Below are 16,831 nucleotides of genomic sequence, written 5' to 3' on the forward strand. Positions count from 1 at the left end.
GAGCCTCCTCGCGAATGCGGAGTTTCAGGCGCCGACATCGCTAAACATTGGAACGCGCCCATTGAGCGAAGGCCGGTAGTGCCAGTTCAAGCGATTCAGATCGATGCCTCGCCCAAGTATTTCCCTCACCGTCGCCCCGGCAATACTCATCGCCAGCGCTTGCCCCGGACACTCATGCCGGCCACTGCCAAAACTGAAACTGCGGCGGTCGGCACGCTGCGGCACAAATTCCTCCGGCTGTTCGTTGAGCGCCGGATCTCGATTGGCCGAGGCCAGCAGCACTAGAATCACATCGCCCGTTTCGACACGTACTCCAGCAATCTCACAGGACGCGGCGACAAAGCGCCGGGTGTTCTGCACGGGCGGGTCGAAGCGCTGGACTTCGCTGAGCAGTGCTTCGATGGATTCGCCGCGCAACGCTGGCTGCCGACGTAGCGCCAGCAGCGTATTGCCGATCATGCCTGCGCAGGCTTCGAACGTCTGTGAACAGAGGCCGATCAGGTTGGCGATCAAGGTTTCCTCATCGCCGGTGAAGCGCTGCTGGATCGCGCTGAGGAAGTCGCTGGCGGGTTCGGCGAGCAACTCGATGAAGTAGCCGCGCAGGTGTTCGGCCGCCGCGTCCGCTGCGGCCAATTGCAGATCATTGCTCAACGGCGACAGGCAGGCGACGAAGTCCGTCGTCAATTCACTGATCGCCCGCGCTTGCGCCGGTGTGAATCCCAAGAGTCCCGCGACCACGCACACAGGGCCACGGAACATGGCTTTGTACAGACCGTCGGTATCCGCTGTGATCAGTCGTGCGGCGACCAAAGCATTGATTGGTTCAAGGTCTAGCGCTGCCAGCTCAGGCTCGATGGCCGAACGCGGACAGCGCTGGCGTTCGCCGTCATTCATGCGCATCAGTTGGCCAAAGACTTTGCCGGCCATGCTTTCGGCAATCGCTTTGGGCACCGGCTCCTGCGCCGGACGCACCCGGCAATCGGCGTGGGCCAACACCGCACAAACCGCCCGGGCGTTGCTGGCCACCCACAGTTTCAGATCCGGATGAAACGTCAGTCCACCTGCTGCGCGCAGTTCGGCGTAGTAGGGATAAGGATCGGCGTGCGTTGCGGCGCTGATCGGGTTCATGGTTTGCATCCTTGTCGGCGGGGAAAGTGTTGCTACTATCTCCACTGCGCAACGACGATGATTCGTCCGGGAGCGAACTATGCACGCAGAGCATCAAGACATCGGCGTTTCCCAAGTGGCCGCCGCCATCGCCGAGCCGGCGCGAACGAAAATCCTCTGCTCGCTGATGGACGGTCACGCCCGTACCAGCACTGAGCTTGCGACCATCGCCGAAGTCAGCGCCTCGACCGCCAGTGTGCACTTGGCGAAACTCAAGGACCTGGCTCTGGTGCGCCTGCACGTGCAGGGCCGTCATCGCTATTACAGCCTCGCCGATCAGCGCGTGGCGCAGGCGCTGGAAGCGTTGATGGTGATTGGCCAGAACGCCGCGCCGACGTTCAAGGCGCACACACCGGATCGCCTGCAATTCGCCCGCACTTGCTACGACCACATGGCCGGGACGCTGGCGGTGTTGCTGCACGACCGTTTGCTCGAGGCTGGTTGGTTGGTGGCAAGCGACGAGCAGGCGTATCGTTTGAGTGACACCGGCGAGGCGTTGTTTCTTGGTTTGGGAATAGACGTGCAGGATTTGACCAGCCTGCGCCGCAAGTTTGCCTGTCGGTGCCTGGACTGGAGCATGCGCCGGCCGCATCTCGGTGGTTCGCTGGGGGCGGCGCTGTTGCAGACCGCGTTGAAGCGCAAGTGGGTGACCCAGGATCTGGACAGTCGGGCGCTGGCGTTGACGGCGGCGGGGCGCAAGGAGATCGGTGCGCGGTTTGGCGTTGAGTGGCCGGTAGACGGGCAGATCAAAAGATCGCAGCCAGCCGTAAAGCGTGCCCACCCGATAAATTCCGACCGTACCGAATCCCTGTAGGAGCTGCCGAAGGCTGCGATCTTTTGATTTTCAGCTTCTGACCGACGAGGGGCGCATCTGCCACCTTGTATCACCGCTGTCGACTCTATACTGTATATACAAACAGTATAGAGCCCGCGCCATGCAAATCATCGACAAGCTGAGCATCCTCGCCGACGCCGCCAAGTACGACGCCTCCTGCGCGAGCAGCGGCGCGCCCAAGCGCAGCTCCGAGGGCAAGAGCGGGCTGGGCTCGACTGATGGCATGGGCATCTGCCACAGCTACACGCCGGACGGGCGCTGCGTGTCGTTGTTGAAGATTCTGCTGACCAATTTCTGCCTTTACGATTGCCAGTATTGCGTCAACCGCCGCTCCAGCGATGTTCCGCGCGCTCGTTTCACCCCCGAGGAAGTCGTGGCGCTGACCATGGATTTCTACCGGCGTAACTGCGTCAGCGGGCTGTTTCTCAGTTCCGGCATCATTCGTTCGGCGGACTACACCATGGAGCAACTGGTGCGGGTGGCGAAGCTGCTGCGTGAAGAGCATGAGTTTCGCGGGTACATCCATCTCAAGACCATTCCCGAAGCCGATCCGGCATTGATTGAAGAGGCTGGCCGCTACGCCGATCGCCTGAGCGTCAACATCGAACTGCCGACCGATGCCAGCCTGCAAGTGCTGGCACCGGAGAAGGACATCACTTCGATCAAACAGGCGATGAACACCATCTACACTGGCGTGCAGACCGTGTTGAACGAACCGCGCTCCGCCAAGTTCGCCCCGGCCGGGCAGAGCACACAGTTGATTGTCGGCGCCGACGACACCGATGACAGCACCATCCTTCACAGCGCCCAGGCCTTGTACGGCAATTTCCGTCTGCGCCGGGTCTACTATTCGGCCTTCAGCCCGATTCCCGACAGCCCGAAAAGCGTGCCGCTGGCCGCGCCGCCGCTGATGCGCGAACACCGTTTGTATCAGGCCGATTTTCTCCTGCGCAGCTACGGCTACAGTGCTGATGAATTGCTCAAGGGGCCGGGTAATCTGGCGCTGGACATCGACCCGAAACTGGCCTGGGCGTTGCAGAACCGCGAAGTGTTTCCGCTCGATCTGAACCGGGCCGAAGCGTCCCTGATTGCGCGTATTCCCGGCATCGGCTTGCGCACCACCGAACGTCTAGTCGAGCTGCGCCGCCAGCGGCGCATCCGTTACGAAGACGTCGCGCGCATGCGCTGCGTGCTGGCCAAGGCCAAGCCGTTCATCATCACCAGCGACTATCACCCGCAGCAGGCCGAGGTCACCAGCCATATGCTTTATCAGCAATTGCGTGACCGGCCGATGCCGCAGCAGATGGGGTTGTGGGGATGATCAATCTCGATTGCGACGACCTGTTCGACACCTGGCGCCAGCAGGCGCGCTGGCTGCTGAGCCATGAAGTCGATCCGAGTCTGGTGAGCTGGGCCTCGCAAGGTGTGGGTGATCTGTTTGCCAGTGATGAGCCGGTGCCTGAAGGGCAGGGGCCATTTCAGGCACGTATTCCGCGCGCGCTGCTCGACACCCTGGAACAGGCCTCGCGTTATCGCGGTGATCAACGCTGGAGCCTGTTGTATGAAGTGTTGTGGCGCGTCAGCCACGGTGACCGTACGGCGATGATGGCCGGTGACAAACTCGGTAGTGAGTTGCAGCGGCGGATCAAACAAGTGCATCGGGAAGCTCATCATCTGCATGCGTTTGTGCGTTTCATCGAGCGACCGTCATCCAGCGCAGGCCCGCAATACGTGGCGTGGCATGAGCCGGCCCATGACATTCTGCACAGCGCCAGTGAGCATTTTATTGGGCGGATGGGTCGCCATCGCTGGTTGATCGCCACCCCGCGTGACGGGGTCTATTACGATGGCGAGCAATTGATCCATCAGCGTCAATGCCCGCTGGAATGGCAGCAGTTGGCGCAGAATGTCGACGATCCTCATGGTGATCTTTGGCTGACCTATTACAGCCACATCTTTAATCCAGCGCGGTTGAACGAGAAGGTCATGCAGGGGCATTTGCCGGCGCGGTTCTGGAAGAATCTGCCGGAGGGGGAGTTGATTCCCGGGTTGATTACGCAGGCGCGGATGGGGAAGCAGCAGAATGGGCAGGCGAGTGGGATTGCCAACCGTGCAGGCAAACGGATTGCCTTGAAGAGCTAAAAGCATACCCTCGCCCCAGCCCTCCCGAAACGTCGGACCGCCCGTAGGGAGAGGGGGCCGACCGAGGTGTTTGGACTTGATCCATCGACCTGAAAGTCCGCGTCGAACTCAGATTTTGAATACCACATAGATCGGCTCCCTTTCCCCCTCGCCCCCCTGGGGGAGAGGGCTGGGGTGAGGGGGAAAAGATCTCAAGCCCTACACAACAATCCCCGCCAAACGCCATAAAAAAGCCCCCCACCAATCACTCGGTGGAGGGCTTTTCTACATCAATTGCCGTCAGATCAAACCTTGACGATCCAGCCCGCTGGCGCTTCGATGTCGCCGGTCTGCACGCCAGTCAGCTCTTTGTAGAGCTTCTGGGTCACCGGGCCGACTTCGGTTTCACTGTGGAACACGTGCAGATGGTCGTTGTAGCTGATCCCACCGATCGGGGTGATCACCGCAGCTGTACCGCAAGCACCGGCTTCCTTGAAGTCCGACAGCTTGTCGATCAGCACATCACCTTCAACCACTTCCAGGCCCAGACGGGTCTTGGCCAGTTCGATCAACGACAGGCGGGTGATGCCTGGCAGAACCGACGGCGAGTTCGGGGTGATGAACTTGTTGTCGTGGGTGATCCCGAAGAAGTTGGCCGAACCGACTTCTTCGATCTTGGTGTGGGTCATCGGGTCCAGATAGATCGCGTCGGCGAAGTTGGCTTTCTTGGCTTTCGAGCCCGGCATCAGGCTGGCAGCGTAGTTGCCGCCGACCTTGGCTGCGCCGGTGCCTTGTGGGGCGGCGCGGTCGTAGCTGGAGATCTGGAAGTTGTGTGGGGTCAGGCCGCCCTTGAAGTAGGCGCCGACCGGGATGCAGAAGATCGAGAAGATGAACTCGGGCGCAGTGCGCACGCCGATGTTGTCACCGACGCCAATCACGAACGGACGCAGGTACAGCGCGCCGCCGGTGCCGTATGGCGGAATGAAGCGTTCGTTGGCGCGAACCACGGCTTTGCAGGCTTCGATGAACTGCTCGGTGTCGACCGTCGGCATCAGCAGACGCGCGCAGCTGCGTTGCATGCGCAGGGCGTTCTGGTCCGGGCGGAACAGATTGATCGAGCCGTCCTTGCAACGATAGGCCTTCATGCCTTCGAAGCATTGCTGGCCATAGTGAAGGGCCGTCGAGCCTTCGCTGATGTGCAGCACGTTATCTTCGGTCAGGGTGCCTTTGTCCCACTCGCCATCGCGAAAGTACGACAGATAGCGTTTGTCGGTCTTGATGTAGTCAAAACCCAGCTTGTCCCAATTGATGCTTTCGTTACCCATGACACCCTCTATCACTGAACAACCGCCGAAACGGTTCAAGGCTTCTGACGTTTTTTGGATGGGCACAACAATACTTCATTCTTGAGCGGTTTCGCAGCCGGAATTCGCTCCACTGATCGTTCCCACGCTTGATCGTTCCTACGCTCTGCGTGGGAATGCCTCATCGGACGCTCCGCGTTCGGCTTTTGGGACGCAGAGCGTCCCCGGCTGCATTCCCACGCAGAGCGTGGGAACGATCAACGCAGCTACAGGTGCAACGCATGCCCCAGGGCACGCAACGCCGCTTCCTGCACCGCTTCACCCAGGGTTGGATGCGCATGGATCGTGCCGCCGATGTCTTCCAGCCGCGCGCCCATTTCCAGGCTTTGCGCAAACGCTGTCGACAACTCCGACACGCCAACGCCCACCGCTTGCCAACCGACAATCACATGGTTGTCCCGACGAGCGACCACGCGCACGAAGCCGCTTTTTGACTCCAGCGTCATCGCCCGGCCATTGGCGGCGAACGGGAAACTCGAAACAATGCAGTCCAGCCCCGCAGCCTTGGCCTCGTCCGGGGTCTTGCCGACCACCACCAGTTCCGGGTCGGTGAAGCACACGGCAGCAATCGCAGTCGGGTTGAATTCACGGGTTTTGCCGCTGATCAACTCGGCAACCATCTCGCCCTGAGCCATGGCGCGGTGGGCCAGCATCGGCTCGCCGCTCAGATCGCCGATGGCGTAGACGTTGCGCATGCTGGTCTGGCAGCGACTGTCGATCTTGATCGCCGAACCGTTCATATCCAGGTTCAGCGCTTCGAGGTTCCAGCCTTGGGTATTCGGTTTGCGGCCGACGGCGACCAGCACCTGATCGGTTTCCAGGTTCAGGGTTTCGCCCTCCGGATCGCGCACCTGCAAGGTGCCATCGAAACCCAGCACGCTGTGTTTGAGGTACAGCTTCACGCCCAGTTGCTTCAGCGCGTCATGCACCGGTTGCGTCAGTTCAGCGTCATATGCCGGCAGGATTCGATCCTGCGCTTCAACCACGCTGACCTCGGCACCGAGCTTGCGATAAGCGATGCCCAGTTCCAGACCAATGTAACCACCGCCGACCACGACCAGACGTTTCGGCACGGATTTCGGCGCCAACGCTTCGGTGGAGGAGATGATCGGCCCGCCAATCGGCAGGATCGGCAGATTGACGCTGGTCGAACCAGTGGCCAGCACTAGATGCTCGCACTGGATGCGCGTGTCGCCGACATCCACGGTTTTACCGTCGATGACTTTGGCCCAGCCGTTGATGACCTGAACCTTGTTCTTCTTCAACAGTGCAGCGACGCCGGTGGTCAGGCGATCAACGATGCCGTCCTTCCACTCGACGCTTTTAGTGATGTCGAGCGTCGGCGCCGAAACGCTGATGCCTAGCGCCGAATGCTGGCTGTGATGCCGGGTCTGGTGAAACTGCTCAGCCACATGAATCAGCGCTTTCGACGGGATGCAGCCGATGTTCAGGCAGGTGCCGCCCAGCGATTGGCCTTCGACCAGAATCGTCGGGATGCCCAGTTGTCCGGCGCGGATCGCCGTTACATAGCCGCCGGGGCCGCCGCCAATGATCAGCAGCGTAGTGTTCAGAGATTGCATGCGCGCCTTACTCCACAAACAAAGTGGCGGGTTGTTCGATCAAGCCACGAATGGCCTGGATGAAGAGCGCCGCGTCCATGCCGTCGACCACGCGGTGATCGAACGAGCTGGAGAGGTTCATCATCTTGCGGATCACCACTTGGCCTTTGACGACCATTGGCCGTTCGACGATTTTGTTCACGCCGACGATCGCTACTTCCGGCAGATTCAGCACTGGCGTACTGACGATGCCGCCCAGCGCGCCGAGGCTGGTCAGGGTGATGGTCGAGCCGGACAACTCATCGCGGCTGGCTTTGCCGTTACGCGCGGCGTTGGCCAAACGCGAGATTTCTGTAGCACTGTCCCACAGGCTGCGCGCCTCGGCGTGACGCACCACCGGCACCATCAGGCCAACATCGCTTTGTGTGGCGACGCCGACATGCACCGCGCCGAGACGGGTGATGACCTGGGCTTCGTCATCGTAACGTGCGTTCATCTGCGGGAAGTCGCGCAGGGCAACGACCAGAGCGCGAACGAGGAACGGCAGCAAGGTCAACTTGCCACGGCTGGCGCCATGTTTTTCATTGAGATGCGCGCGCAGTTCTTCAATCGCGGTGACGTCGATTTCTTCGACGTAGCTGAAATGCGCGGCACGCTGAGTGGCGTCCTGCATGCGCTGGGCGATCTTGCGGCGCATGCCGATGACTTGAATCTGTTCTTCGTCGTTACGCTGGGCGTAAGCGGCGGCCACTGGTGCCGAAGCGTTGGACTGACCTTGCGCCAGATAGGCTTCAAGGTCTTCGTGCAGCACACGACCGGCCGGGCCGGAACCGCGCACCAGACGCAGTTGAATGCCCAGATCCAGCGCATGTTTGCGCACGGCCGGGGAGGCCAGTGGGCGCTCATCCGCTTCGCGGGCAACCATCGGGCCTTGGCAAACAGGAGCCGGACGTGGGGCGGCTGGAGCAGGTTTGCTCTCAACAACCGCTTCAACTTTCGGCGCAACAGGCTCTTTCGTAACAACAGGAGCGGCGGACTCTTTCAGGTTGCCAGCACCCTCAACTTCAATGCTGATCAGCACACTGCCAACCGCCATCACTTCACCCGGCTGACCACCGAGGGCAATTACCTTGCCGTGTACCGGCGATGGAATATCGACCATCGCCTTGTCGGTCATCACGTCCGCCAGCACCTGATCCTCAACGACCAGATCGCCAACCTTGACGTGCCACTGCGACAGTTCTACTTCTGCGATGCCTTCGCCGATGTCCGGCATCTTGATAACGTGCGTGCCCATTCAGACCTCCATAACCCGTTTCAGCGCTGCGCCCACTCGGGACGGCCCTGGGAAATACGCCCACTCTTGCGCGTGCGGGTAGGGGGTGTCCCAACCGGTGACGCGTTCGATCGGCGCTTCCAGGTGATGGAAGCAATGCTCTTGCACCAGCGACACCAGTTCGGCGCCGAAACCGCAGGTGCGGGTGGCTTCGTGAACCACCACGCAGCGGCCGGTTTTCTTCACCGACTTGACGATGGTTTCCAGGTCCAGCGGCCACAGGCTACGCAGGTCGATAACTTCAGCATCCACGCCGGATTCCTCGGCAGCGACTTGCGAGACATAAACGGTGGTGCCGTAAGTCAGCACGGTGACGTCCTTGCCCGGACGGGTAATCGCAGCAACATCCAGCGGTACGGTGTAGTAACCGTCCGGGACCTGGGCTTGCGGGTGTTTCGACCACGGCGTTACCGGGCGGTCGTGGTGGCCGTCGAACGGGCCGTTGTACAGGCGTTTCGGCTCAAGGAAGATCACCGGATCATCGTTTTCGATGGAGGCGATCAGCAGGCCTTTGGCGTCATACGGGTTGGACGGCATCACCGTGCGCAAGCCGCACACCTGAGTGAACATCGCCTCGATGCTCTGGCTGTGGGTCTGACCGCCATAGATGCCGCCACCGCAAGGCATGCGCAGGGTCATCGGCGCGGTGAACTCGCCGGCCGAGCGATAACGCAGGCGCGCCGCTTCGGAAATGATTTGGTCGGAGGCGGGGTAGACGTAGTCGGCGAACTGAATCTCGGCGACCGGACGCAGACCGTAAGCGCCCATGCCCACGGCCACGCCGACGATGCCGCTTTCGGAGATCGGGGCGTCGAATACGCGCGAGGTGCCGTACTTGGTCTGCAGGCCTTCGGTGCAACGGAACACGCCGCCGAAGTAGCCGACGTCTTGACCGAACACCACCACATTGTCGTCACGCTCAAGCATCACATCCATGGCCGAGCGCAGGGCCTGGATCATGGTCATGGTGGTCGTGGTCATGGCGGTTTCCAACTGAATATTGTTGTTGTGATCGTTCATGTCAGATCCCCAACTGCTGACGCTGGCGCTTCAAGTGCTCCGGCATCTCTTTGTAAACGTCTTCGAACATGGTCGCGGCGCTTGGAATCTGGCCGCCGGCAAGGGTGCCGTACTGTTCGGCCTGTTTCTGCGCGGCAATCACTTCGGCTTCAAGCTCGGCGCTGACGGCGGCGTGCTCTTCGTCTGACCAGTGGCCGACCTTGATCAGGTGCTGTTTGAGACGGGCGATCGGGTCGCCGAGCGGGAAGTGGCTCCAGTCATCGGCCGGGCGGTATTTGGATGGATCGTCGGAAGTCGAGTGCGGGCCCGCGCGGTAGGTGACCCACTCGATCATGGTCGGGCCGAGGTTGCGGCGGGCGCGTTCGGCAGCCCAGGCAGAAGCGGCGTACACCGCGTAGAAGTCGTTGCCATCCACGCGCAGCGAGGCGATGCCGCAACCGACGCCGCGTCCGGCGAAGGTGGTGGCTTCACCACCGGCGATGGCCTGGAAGGTCGAGATCGCCCACTGGTTATTCACCACGTTGAGGATCACCGGCGCGCGATAAACGTGGGCGAAGGTGAGGGCGGTGTGGAAGTCCGATTCGGCGGTAGCGCCGTCACCGATCCACGCCGAAGCGATTTTCGTGTCGCCCTTGATCGCCGAAGCCATGCCCCAGCCGACGGCCTGAATGAACTGGGTGGCGAGGTTGCCGGAGATGGTGAAGAAACCGGCGTCCTTGACCGAGTACATGATCGGCAACTGGCGGCCCTTGAGCGGATCGCGCTCGTTGGACAGCAGTTGGCAGATCAGGTCGACCAGCGGCACTTCGCGGGCCATCAGGATGCTTTGCTGGCGATAAGTCGGGAAGCACATGTCGTCGATGTTCAAGGCCAATGCCTGAGCACTGCCGATGGCTTCTTCGCCGAGGCTCTGCATGTAGAACGACATTTTTTTCTGACGCTGGGCGACCACCATGCGGTTGTCGTAGATCCGCGTCTTGAGCATGGCGCGCATGCCCTTGCGAAGGATCTCGACCGGGACGTTTTCGGCCCAGGGGCCGAGGGCGTTGCCCTGATCGTCGAGCACGCGAATCAGCCCACGCGCCAGGTCGGCGGTGTCGGCAGGCTCGACGTCAATGGAAGGTTTGCGCACCGTACCGGCATCGGTCAGATGCAGGTAGGAAAAGTCGGTTTTGCAGCCTGGACGGCCCGAGGGTTCAGGGACGTGCAGACGCAGCGGTTCATACGCTTGGGTCATGGCTTCTACGCTCGATCTTGTGAATTTCTTGTAGTGAGCTGGCAGTCATTCTTCGGTAGAAGAAATCTTGTCCTACAACAATCATAGGCCCGGGCAAGAAGAATATTTATCTCTGTTTCGTTGCGCTGGAGATGATTTGCAGATAGAAATTCTGCATAAACATAAAAAACAGGTGGTTTTGTCTCATGCGCAAACTGGACCGTACCGACATCGGCATTCTCAACAGCCTTCAGGAGAATGCGCGCATCACCAACGCCGACCTCGCACGCTCGGTCAATCTGTCGCCGACACCGTGCTTCAACCGGGTCAAGGCGATGGAGGAATTAGGGCTGATTCGCGAGCAGGTCACGCTGCTGGATGCTGATCTGCTGGGGCTGCATGTGAACGTGTTTATTCACGTCAGCCTGGAAAAGCAGGTCGAGGAAGCGCTGCAGCATTTCGAAGAGGCGATCTCCGATCGCCCGGAAGTGATGGAGTGCTACCTCATGGCCGGAGACCCGGATTACCTCATCCGGGTCCTGGTGCCAACGATTCAGTCGCTTGAGCGCTTCATGATGGACTTCCTGACCAAAGTGCCGGGTGTGGCGAATATCCGGTCGAGTTTTGCGCTGAAGCAGGTGAGATACAAAACTGCATTGCCGCTGCCGGCGAACGGTTTGACGTTGGGGACGTGAAGATCAAAAGATCGCAGCCTGCGGCAGCTCCTACAGGGAAAACGCGTTCCAACTGTAGGAGCTGCCGCAGGCTGCGATCTTTTGATGTTAAAGCTTGTTGATCGGGATCTTCAGATACACGACGCCATTGTCCTCAGCCGCCGGCAGATTCCCCGCCCGCACATTCACCTGAATCGCCGGCAGCAGCAAAGTCGGCATGCCCAACCCGGCATCACGTTTGGTGCGCATCTCGACGAACGCCGCTTCATTGATCCCGTCATGCACATGAATATTGCCTTTGCGCTGCTCACCGACAGTGGTCTGGCACTGCGACTCACGACCCTCGGGCGGATAGTCGTGGCAAACGTAGAGTTTCACGCTGGCCGGAAAGGCCAGCAGTTTGTGAATCGAGTTGAACAATTGGTGGGCATTGCCACCGGGAAAGTCGCAACGCGCGGTGCCGACATCAGGCATGAACAGGGTGTCGCCCACCAGAATCTGTTCGCCGTCGATCAAGTAGGCCATGTCCGCCGGCGTATGCCCGGGCACATGCAGGGCCGTAGCCTTGAGATTGCCGATCCGGAATGATTCGTTCGGCGCAAACAGGTGATCGAACTGCGAGCCGTCGACGCAGAACTCCGGCTCCAGATTGAACAGCGCCTTGAACACGTTCTGCACTTTGCTGATCGATTCACCAATAGCTATTTTCCCGCCCAGCTCTCGGCGCAGATACGGCGCGGCGGACAGGTGGTCAGCGTGCGCGTGGGTTTCCAGCAGCCACTGCACTTGCAGGTTGTGGGCGCGAACGAAGGCGATGATTTTGTCGGCCTGGGCGGTGCAGGTGCGCCCGGCGGCGCCGTCGTAATCGAGCACCGGATCGACGATTGCACATTGCCCGCCGTCGGCTTCATAGACCACATAGCTGTAAGTCGAGGAGGCGGGGTCGAGGAAAGCTTCAATCTGCGCGGGCATGGACACCAACCTGAACGAGGAAAATGGGTTGCAACACTTTATCTAAAAACATAATGTTCGCAGCTTAAGTGACCTTGAAGGCATCGTGCAAATGCAATCCAGTCTGACCGAATGTGAAGTCGCCCAACTGCGCGCCTCGGCCTCCAAGGCCTGTGCGTTGCTCAAGGCCATGGCCAATGAGGATCGCCTGTTGATCCTCTGTCAACTGACTCAGGGTGAGCGCAACGTCGGCGAACTGGAAAAAATGACCGGTGTGCGCCAGCCGACGCTGTCCCAGCAACTGGGCATCCTGCGTGATGAGGGACTGGTCGCGACCCGTCGTGAAGGCAAATACATTTTTTACGGCCTTGCCAGTCCGGAAGTCATCCAGGTCATGAAAACGCTTTCCGGGTTGTATTGCGGCGCCGTGCTGAAAAGTCTCGGCCATCAATAAATGCCAGCCAACACACAACCCCTGTAGGAGTGAGCCTGCTCGCGATAGCGGTGTATCAGTCAATAAAGATATGGCTGACCCACCGCTATCGCGAGCAGGCTCACTCCTACAATGGATTTGTGTGAAGGCTGAGAAATCCTTGCGTGCAGCAAAAGGAACAAGCAATGAACGATCAACACTGGGGCCCATCCATCAGTGCAGACATCGTGGTCATCGGCGGCGGTACGGCCGGTATCGGTTTTGTCGCCAGCCTGCTCAAGCGTGACCCTGCGCTGAAAATTACCGTGATCGAACCGAGTGCCCAGCATTACTACCAACCGGCGTGGACGCTGGTCGGCGGTGGCGCCTACGACGTCAAAGACACCGCACGGCCGATGAACAAGGTCATGCCCCGGCAAGCGAACTGGTTGCAAGCGGCAGTCACCGCGATCGACCCGGACAAGCGCCAGCTCACCCTCAACGATCAACGCACAGTCAGCTATCAAAACCTGATTGTTTGCCCCGGCCTGCGTCTGGCCTGGGAGAAGATCGAAGGCTTGCAAGAGAGCCTCGGCCAGCACGGCGTCACCTCCAATTACAGCTATCAGCACGCGCAGTACACCTGGGATCAGGTGCAGAAACTGCGCGGCGGCAAAGCGCTGTTCACCCAGCCGGCGATGCCGATCAAATGCGCCGGTGCGCCGCAAAAGGCGCTGTACCTGTCCTGCGATCACTGGCGTAAAACCGCCGTGTTGAACAACATCCATGTCGAATTCAATCTCGCTGGCGCCGCACTGTTCGGCGTGGCGACGTTTGTGCCGCCGCTGATGAAGTACATCGAAAAATACAACGCGCAGTTGGCGTTCAACTCGAATCTGGTCAAGGTCGACGGCCCGGCGAAAACCGCCTGGTTCGAGATCAAGGACGCCGACGGCAACGTCAGCCGCGTAGCGAAAACCTTCGATCTGTTGCACGTGGTGCCGCCGCAGGTGTCGCCGGACTTCATCGCGCAAAGTCCCTTGGCCGACGCGGCCGGCTGGTGTGAAGTCAATCCGCACAGCCTGCAGCATCCGCGTTATCCAGACGTGTTCGCGCTGGGTGATATCTGCGGCACCAGCAACGCGAAAACCGCCGCAGCAGTGCGTAAACAAGTCGTGGTGGTCGCGGAAAACCTGCTGGCCCTGCGCAAGCAACAATCGCTGCCGCTGAAGTACGACGGTTACGGTTCCTGCCCGCTGACGGTGGAGAAGGGCAAGGTGATCCTCGCCGAGTTCGGTTATGCCGGTAAGTTGCTGCCGACCTTCCCGTTGGACCCGACCGTGGCGCGGCGCTCGGCGTGGTTGCTCAAGGCGACGCTGCTGCCGTGGTTCTACTGGAACGGCATGCTCAAAGGGCGCGAGTGGCTGACCGGCCTGTCCAAAGTCGACTGAGAACATCCTATGTTGCTGGCAAGCCTGTTTGGTGTGGTGATGGGGTTGGTGCTCGGTTTGACCGGGGCCGGCGGTGGGATTCTCGCGGTGCCGGCGCTGGTCCTCGGCCTCGGCTGGACGATGACTCAGGCAGCGCCGGTGGCGTTGTTTGCGGTGGGCAGTGCGGCGGCGGTCGGTGCGATCGATGGCCTGCGTCATGGCCTGGTGCGCTATCGTGCGGCGTTGTTGATTGCCGCGCTCGGCGCGGTGTTTTCGCCGTTGGGCATTTACTTCGCGCACCAGTTGCCGGAGAAAATCCTGATGATCCTGTTCAGTCTGCTTATGGTCATGGTGGCCTGGCGCATGCTGCGCCGCGAGCGTCAGCAGGAAGGGCCGAGTGATCATGGCCATGCCAGTTGGGGTCAGAAGAATTGCATGCTCAATGAAGACACCGGGCGCTTCGACTGGACTGCCAAATGCACCGCAACGCTGGCGGCGTTGGGCGCGATTACCGGGGTGGTGTCCGGTTTGCTTGGGGTCGGTGGCGGCTTCTTGATCGTGCCGGCGTTCAAGCAACTGACTGACGTGCAGATGCGCGGGATTGTCGCGACGTCGTTGATGGTGATCAGTCTGATCTCGGCGATCGGGGTGATCGGCTCGTTTCACGCCGGTGTGCGGATTGATGCGCAGGGCGCGGCGTTTATCGTCGCCAGCATTGTCGGCATGATCATTGGGCGCAAGCTCTGTGCGCGGGTGCCGGCGCGGGCGTTGCAGGTGGGATTTGCCAGTGTCTGTCTGGTGGTGGCGGGGTATATGTTGTTGCGGGCGTAAAGCAAAAATCGCAGCCCGTGAGGGCTGCGATCCATTAACCGCTTACAACACCAGATGTGGCAACCACAGCGAAATCGCCGGAATGTAGGTCACCAGCATCAACACCAGGAACAGCACCGCGTAAAACGGCAGCAGCGCTTTCACAGTGCTCTCGATGCTGACCTTGCCCACCGCCGAACCGACAAACAGCACCGCGCCTACCGGCGGTGTTATCAGCCCGATCCCGAGGTTGACCAGCATGATCATGCCGAACTGCACCGGATCCACACCGATACCGAGAATCACCGGCATCAGGATCGGCGTCAGGATCAGGATCAGCGGCGCCATGTCCATCACCGTGCCGAGCAACAGCAGCATGACGTTGATGCACATCAGGATCACGTAGCGGTTGTCCGACAGGGTCAGGAACAGCGTGGTGATCTTCGCCGGGATCTGCATCAGGGTCATGATGTAGCCGAAGCTCGCGGCGAAACCGATCAGGATCATCACGATCGAAATCGTCCGCACGGTGCGGTGCATCAGTTTCGGCAGTTCACTCCATTTGTAGTCGCGGTAAATGAACATGGTGACGAAGAATGACCACAGCACGGCAATCGCCGCCGATTCGGTCGCGGTGAAGATCCCCGAGAGGATGCCGCCGAGGATGATCACCATCGCCATCAGGCCCCAGAGGGCTTCGCCGACGATTTTCAACGCCTGGCGCATCGGGATCACTTCACCCTTGGGATAATCGCGTTTTCTCGCAAAAATCAGACACAGCACCATCAGGCAGGCGCTCATCAGCAAGCCCGGCACGATGCCCGCCATGAATAGCGAGGCAATCGAAACCGTACCACCGGCGGCCAGGGAGTAGAGCACCGAGTTATGGCTTGGCGGAGTCAGCAGGGCTTGCACCGAGCCGCTGACGGTCACGGCGGTGGAGAAATCCCGTGGATAGCCCTTGCGTTCCATTTCCGGAATCAGCACCGAACCCACCGACGCGGTGTCGGCCACTGACGACCCGGAGATCGCGCCGAAAAAGGTCGAGGCGACAATGTTGACCAGTGACAGGCCACCGCGCACAAACCCCACCAGCACCCCGGCACACGCCACCAAGCGGCGAGACATGCCGCCCTCGGCCATGATCGCACCGGCCAGCACGAAGAACGGAATGGCCAGTAGCGAGAATTTGTTCACTCCTGACGCGACCTGGATCATCACCGCCTGGAACGGGATGTCGATCCACCATGCACCGATCAGCGCGGCGGCGCCCAGTGCGTAGGCGACGGGCATGCCGATCAGGATCAATACGATAAAACTGCCCAGCAGTATCAAAGCGTCCATTAAGCGGCACCTTCACTTTCTTCCACCAGGTCGAACTGCACGACCCGCCGTTTGCTCTGATCACCGAGCAAGAGTTTTTCCAGCACGAAAATCAGCGTCAGCAAACCGCCCACGGGAATGGGCAAGTAGGTCACGCCAACCCGCAGATCGGGCAGAGCAGCCATGAACTGATTCCAAGTGGACATGCACAGTTTGGCGCCCCAGATCGTCATGAAGATGCAGATCGCCGCCATGAGCAGTTGTGAAAATATCGCCGCTGCAGATCTCAGTTGTGGAGGCATGCGATCGGTGAGCATGGCCACGGCCATGTGCGCACCGGCGCGGTAACTGGCGGCGGCGCCGATGAAGGTAAACACCATCATCAGCAGGATCGCCGTGGGCTCGGGCCAGCTCGAGCCGGTGCCCAGCACGTAGCGGGCGAACACGCCCCAGGGAATCATCAGGGAGATCGCCAGAACAGAAAGGCCGGCGACCCAGATGCACGTCATGTAGATCTTGTCGTTGATACGCAGCAGTAGATTCTTCATCGGGTTCCACCGTAACCGGGCGCGCCGCAGTCATCGGGCGCACCGGGCCTTGTTCATGAGGACGG

The 16,831-nt window shown here is 60.4% G+C and carries 16 protein-coding genes; 7 read left to right on the forward strand and 9 right to left on the reverse strand.

All coding sequences use genetic code 11. From position 1 onward, the window contains the following. Window positions 1–24: 24 nt before the first annotated feature. On the reverse strand, window positions 25–1,128 hold the full coding sequence (locus CKW14_RS02325) for a cytochrome P450 (protein WP_095124539.1): 1,104 nt from the start codon (window positions 1,126–1,128) through the stop codon (window positions 25–27). A 79-nt stretch (window positions 1,129–1,207) separates the two neighbouring features. Between CKW14_RS02325 and CKW14_RS02330 the strand changes: the two genes are divergently transcribed. From CKW14_RS02330 to CKW14_RS02340, 3 genes are all read left to right on the forward strand, one after another. Further along, complete coding sequence (locus tag CKW14_RS02330) at window positions 1,208–1,981, forward strand: helix-turn-helix transcriptional regulator (protein WP_095124540.1); 774 nt, start codon at window positions 1,208–1,210, stop codon at window positions 1,979–1,981. A 121-nt stretch (window positions 1,982–2,102) separates the two neighbouring features. Further along, complete coding sequence (locus CKW14_RS02335) at window positions 2,103–3,323, forward strand: putative DNA modification/repair radical SAM protein (RefSeq protein WP_093440974.1); 1,221 nt, start codon at window positions 2,103–2,105, stop codon at window positions 3,321–3,323. Then, a complete protein-coding gene (locus CKW14_RS02340; protein WP_095047996.1) occupies window positions 3,320–4,144 on the forward strand; it encodes a TIGR03915 family putative DNA repair protein in 825 nt (274 codons plus the stop codon). The genes CKW14_RS02335 and CKW14_RS02340 overlap by 4 nt, the downstream gene beginning before the upstream one ends. Before the next feature lie 284 nt (window positions 4,145–4,428). On the opposite strand, the gene CKW14_RS02345 is transcribed toward CKW14_RS02340, so the two are convergent. The 5 genes from CKW14_RS02345 to CKW14_RS02365 form a co-directional block, all read right to left on the reverse strand. Beyond that, window positions 4,429–5,448 (reverse strand): branched-chain amino acid aminotransferase, encoded by a 1,020-nt coding sequence (locus tag CKW14_RS02345; protein WP_007915073.1) that lies wholly within the window; start codon window positions 5,446–5,448, stop codon window positions 4,429–4,431. 245 nt (window positions 5,449–5,693) lie between these two features. Continuing rightward, on the reverse strand, window positions 5,694–7,067 hold the full coding sequence (lpdA, locus tag CKW14_RS02350; RefSeq protein WP_095047995.1) for a dihydrolipoyl dehydrogenase: 1,374 nt from the start codon (window positions 7,065–7,067) through the stop codon (window positions 5,694–5,696). A 7-nt stretch (window positions 7,068–7,074) separates the two neighbouring features. After that, window positions 7,075–8,343 (reverse strand): dihydrolipoamide acetyltransferase family protein, encoded by a 1,269-nt coding sequence (locus CKW14_RS02355; RefSeq protein ID WP_095047994.1) that lies wholly within the window; start codon window positions 8,341–8,343, stop codon window positions 7,075–7,077. Continuing rightward, window positions 8,344–9,402, reverse strand: a complete 1,059-nt coding sequence (locus CKW14_RS02360; protein ID WP_003224000.1) for an alpha-ketoacid dehydrogenase subunit beta — start codon at window positions 9,400–9,402, stop codon at window positions 8,344–8,346. 1 nt (window position 9,403) lies between these two features. Next, on the reverse strand, window positions 9,404–10,639 hold the full coding sequence (locus CKW14_RS02365) for a 3-methyl-2-oxobutanoate dehydrogenase (2-methylpropanoyl-transferring) subunit alpha (RefSeq protein WP_016985244.1): 1,236 nt from the start codon (window positions 10,637–10,639) through the stop codon (window positions 9,404–9,406). Window positions 10,640–10,824: 185 nt separating this feature from the next. Here CKW14_RS02365 and bkdR point away from each other — a divergent pair, with 185 nt between their 5' ends. Further along, window positions 10,825–11,313 carry a Bkd operon transcriptional regulator BkdR gene (bkdR, locus tag CKW14_RS02370; RefSeq protein ID WP_008059350.1) on the forward strand — a complete coding sequence of 163 codons (489 nt, stop codon included), beginning with the start codon at window positions 10,825–10,827 and terminating at the stop codon, window positions 11,311–11,313. An 87-nt stretch (window positions 11,314–11,400) separates the two neighbouring features. Here bkdR and CKW14_RS02375 read toward each other — a convergent pair whose 3' ends face one another. Continuing rightward, complete coding sequence (locus CKW14_RS02375; RefSeq protein ID WP_095047993.1) at window positions 11,401–12,264, reverse strand: MBL fold metallo-hydrolase; 864 nt, start codon at window positions 12,262–12,264, stop codon at window positions 11,401–11,403. A gap of 91 nt (window positions 12,265–12,355) precedes the next feature. Between CKW14_RS02375 and CKW14_RS02380 the strand changes: the two genes are divergently transcribed. From CKW14_RS02380 to CKW14_RS02390, 3 genes are all read left to right on the forward strand, one after another. Continuing rightward, a complete protein-coding gene (locus CKW14_RS02380; protein WP_007915092.1) occupies window positions 12,356–12,697 on the forward strand; it encodes a helix-turn-helix transcriptional regulator in 342 nt (113 codons plus the stop codon). A 164-nt stretch (window positions 12,698–12,861) separates the two neighbouring features. Continuing rightward, on the forward strand, window positions 12,862–14,106 hold the full coding sequence (locus CKW14_RS02385) for an FAD/NAD(P)-binding oxidoreductase (protein ID WP_095124541.1): 1,245 nt from the start codon (window positions 12,862–12,864) through the stop codon (window positions 14,104–14,106). Window positions 14,107–14,115: 9 nt separating this feature from the next. After that, complete coding sequence (locus tag CKW14_RS02390) at window positions 14,116–14,916, forward strand: sulfite exporter TauE/SafE family protein (RefSeq protein WP_095124542.1); 801 nt, start codon at window positions 14,116–14,118, stop codon at window positions 14,914–14,916. 42 nt (window positions 14,917–14,958) lie between these two features. Here the strand turns inward: CKW14_RS02390 and CKW14_RS02395 are convergent, their stop codons facing one another. Beyond that, window positions 14,959–16,239 (reverse strand): TRAP transporter large permease, encoded by a 1,281-nt coding sequence (locus CKW14_RS02395; protein ID WP_095047990.1) that lies wholly within the window; start codon window positions 16,237–16,239, stop codon window positions 14,959–14,961. After that, entirely contained in the window at window positions 16,239–16,766 is a 528-nt protein-coding gene (locus CKW14_RS02400; RefSeq protein ID WP_038365548.1) for a TRAP transporter small permease, read from the reverse strand. The genes CKW14_RS02395 and CKW14_RS02400 overlap by 1 nt, the downstream gene beginning before the upstream one ends. Window positions 16,767–16,831: the final 65 nt, after the last annotated feature.

This window comes from Pseudomonas sp. Irchel s3a12 (assembly GCF_900187485.1).
Lineage (GTDB): Bacteria > Pseudomonadota > Gammaproteobacteria > Pseudomonadales > Pseudomonadaceae > Aquipseudomonas > Aquipseudomonas neuropathica.

Coding starts and splice junctions, on each gene's coding strand:
- CKW14_RS02355 (WP_095047994.1), bottom strand. CDS start 8,343: ATGGGCACGCACGTTATCAAGATGCCGGACATCGGCGAAGGCATCGCA.
- lpdA (WP_095047995.1), bottom strand. CDS start 7,067: ATGCAATCTCTGAACACTACGCTGCTGATCATTGGCGGCGGCCCCGGC.
- CKW14_RS02345 (WP_007915073.1), bottom strand. CDS start 5,448: ATGGGTAACGAAAGCATCAATTGGGACAAGCTGGGTTTTGACTACATC.
- CKW14_RS02340 (WP_095047996.1), top strand. CDS start 3,320: ATGATCAATCTCGATTGCGACGACCTGTTCGACACCTGGCGCCAGCAG.
- CKW14_RS02365 (WP_016985244.1), bottom strand. CDS start 10,639: ATGACCCAAGCGTATGAACCGCTGCGTCTGCACGTCCCTGAACCCTCG.
- CKW14_RS02330 (WP_095124540.1), top strand. CDS start 1,208: ATGCACGCAGAGCATCAAGACATCGGCGTTTCCCAAGTGGCCGCCGCC.
- bkdR (WP_008059350.1), top strand. CDS start 10,825: ATGCGCAAACTGGACCGTACCGACATCGGCATTCTCAACAGCCTTCAG.
- CKW14_RS02375 (WP_095047993.1), bottom strand. CDS start 12,264: ATGCCCGCGCAGATTGAAGCTTTCCTCGACCCCGCCTCCTCGACTTAC.
- CKW14_RS02380 (WP_007915092.1), top strand. CDS start 12,356: ATGCAATCCAGTCTGACCGAATGTGAAGTCGCCCAACTGCGCGCCTCG.
- CKW14_RS02395 (WP_095047990.1), bottom strand. CDS start 16,239: ATGGACGCTTTGATACTGCTGGGCAGTTTTATCGTATTGATCCTGATC.
- CKW14_RS02335 (WP_093440974.1), top strand. CDS start 2,103: ATGCAAATCATCGACAAGCTGAGCATCCTCGCCGACGCCGCCAAGTAC.
- CKW14_RS02390 (WP_095124542.1), top strand. CDS start 14,116: ATGTTGCTGGCAAGCCTGTTTGGTGTGGTGATGGGGTTGGTGCTCGGT.
- CKW14_RS02325 (WP_095124539.1), bottom strand. CDS start 1,128: ATGAACCCGATCAGCGCCGCAACGCACGCCGATCCTTATCCCTACTAC.
- CKW14_RS02400 (WP_038365548.1), bottom strand. CDS start 16,766: ATGAAGAATCTACTGCTGCGTATCAACGACAAGATCTACATGACGTGC.
- CKW14_RS02360 (WP_003224000.1), bottom strand. CDS start 9,402: ATGAACGATCACAACAACAATATTCAGTTGGAAACCGCCATGACCACG.
- CKW14_RS02385 (WP_095124541.1), top strand. CDS start 12,862: ATGAACGATCAACACTGGGGCCCATCCATCAGTGCAGACATCGTGGTC.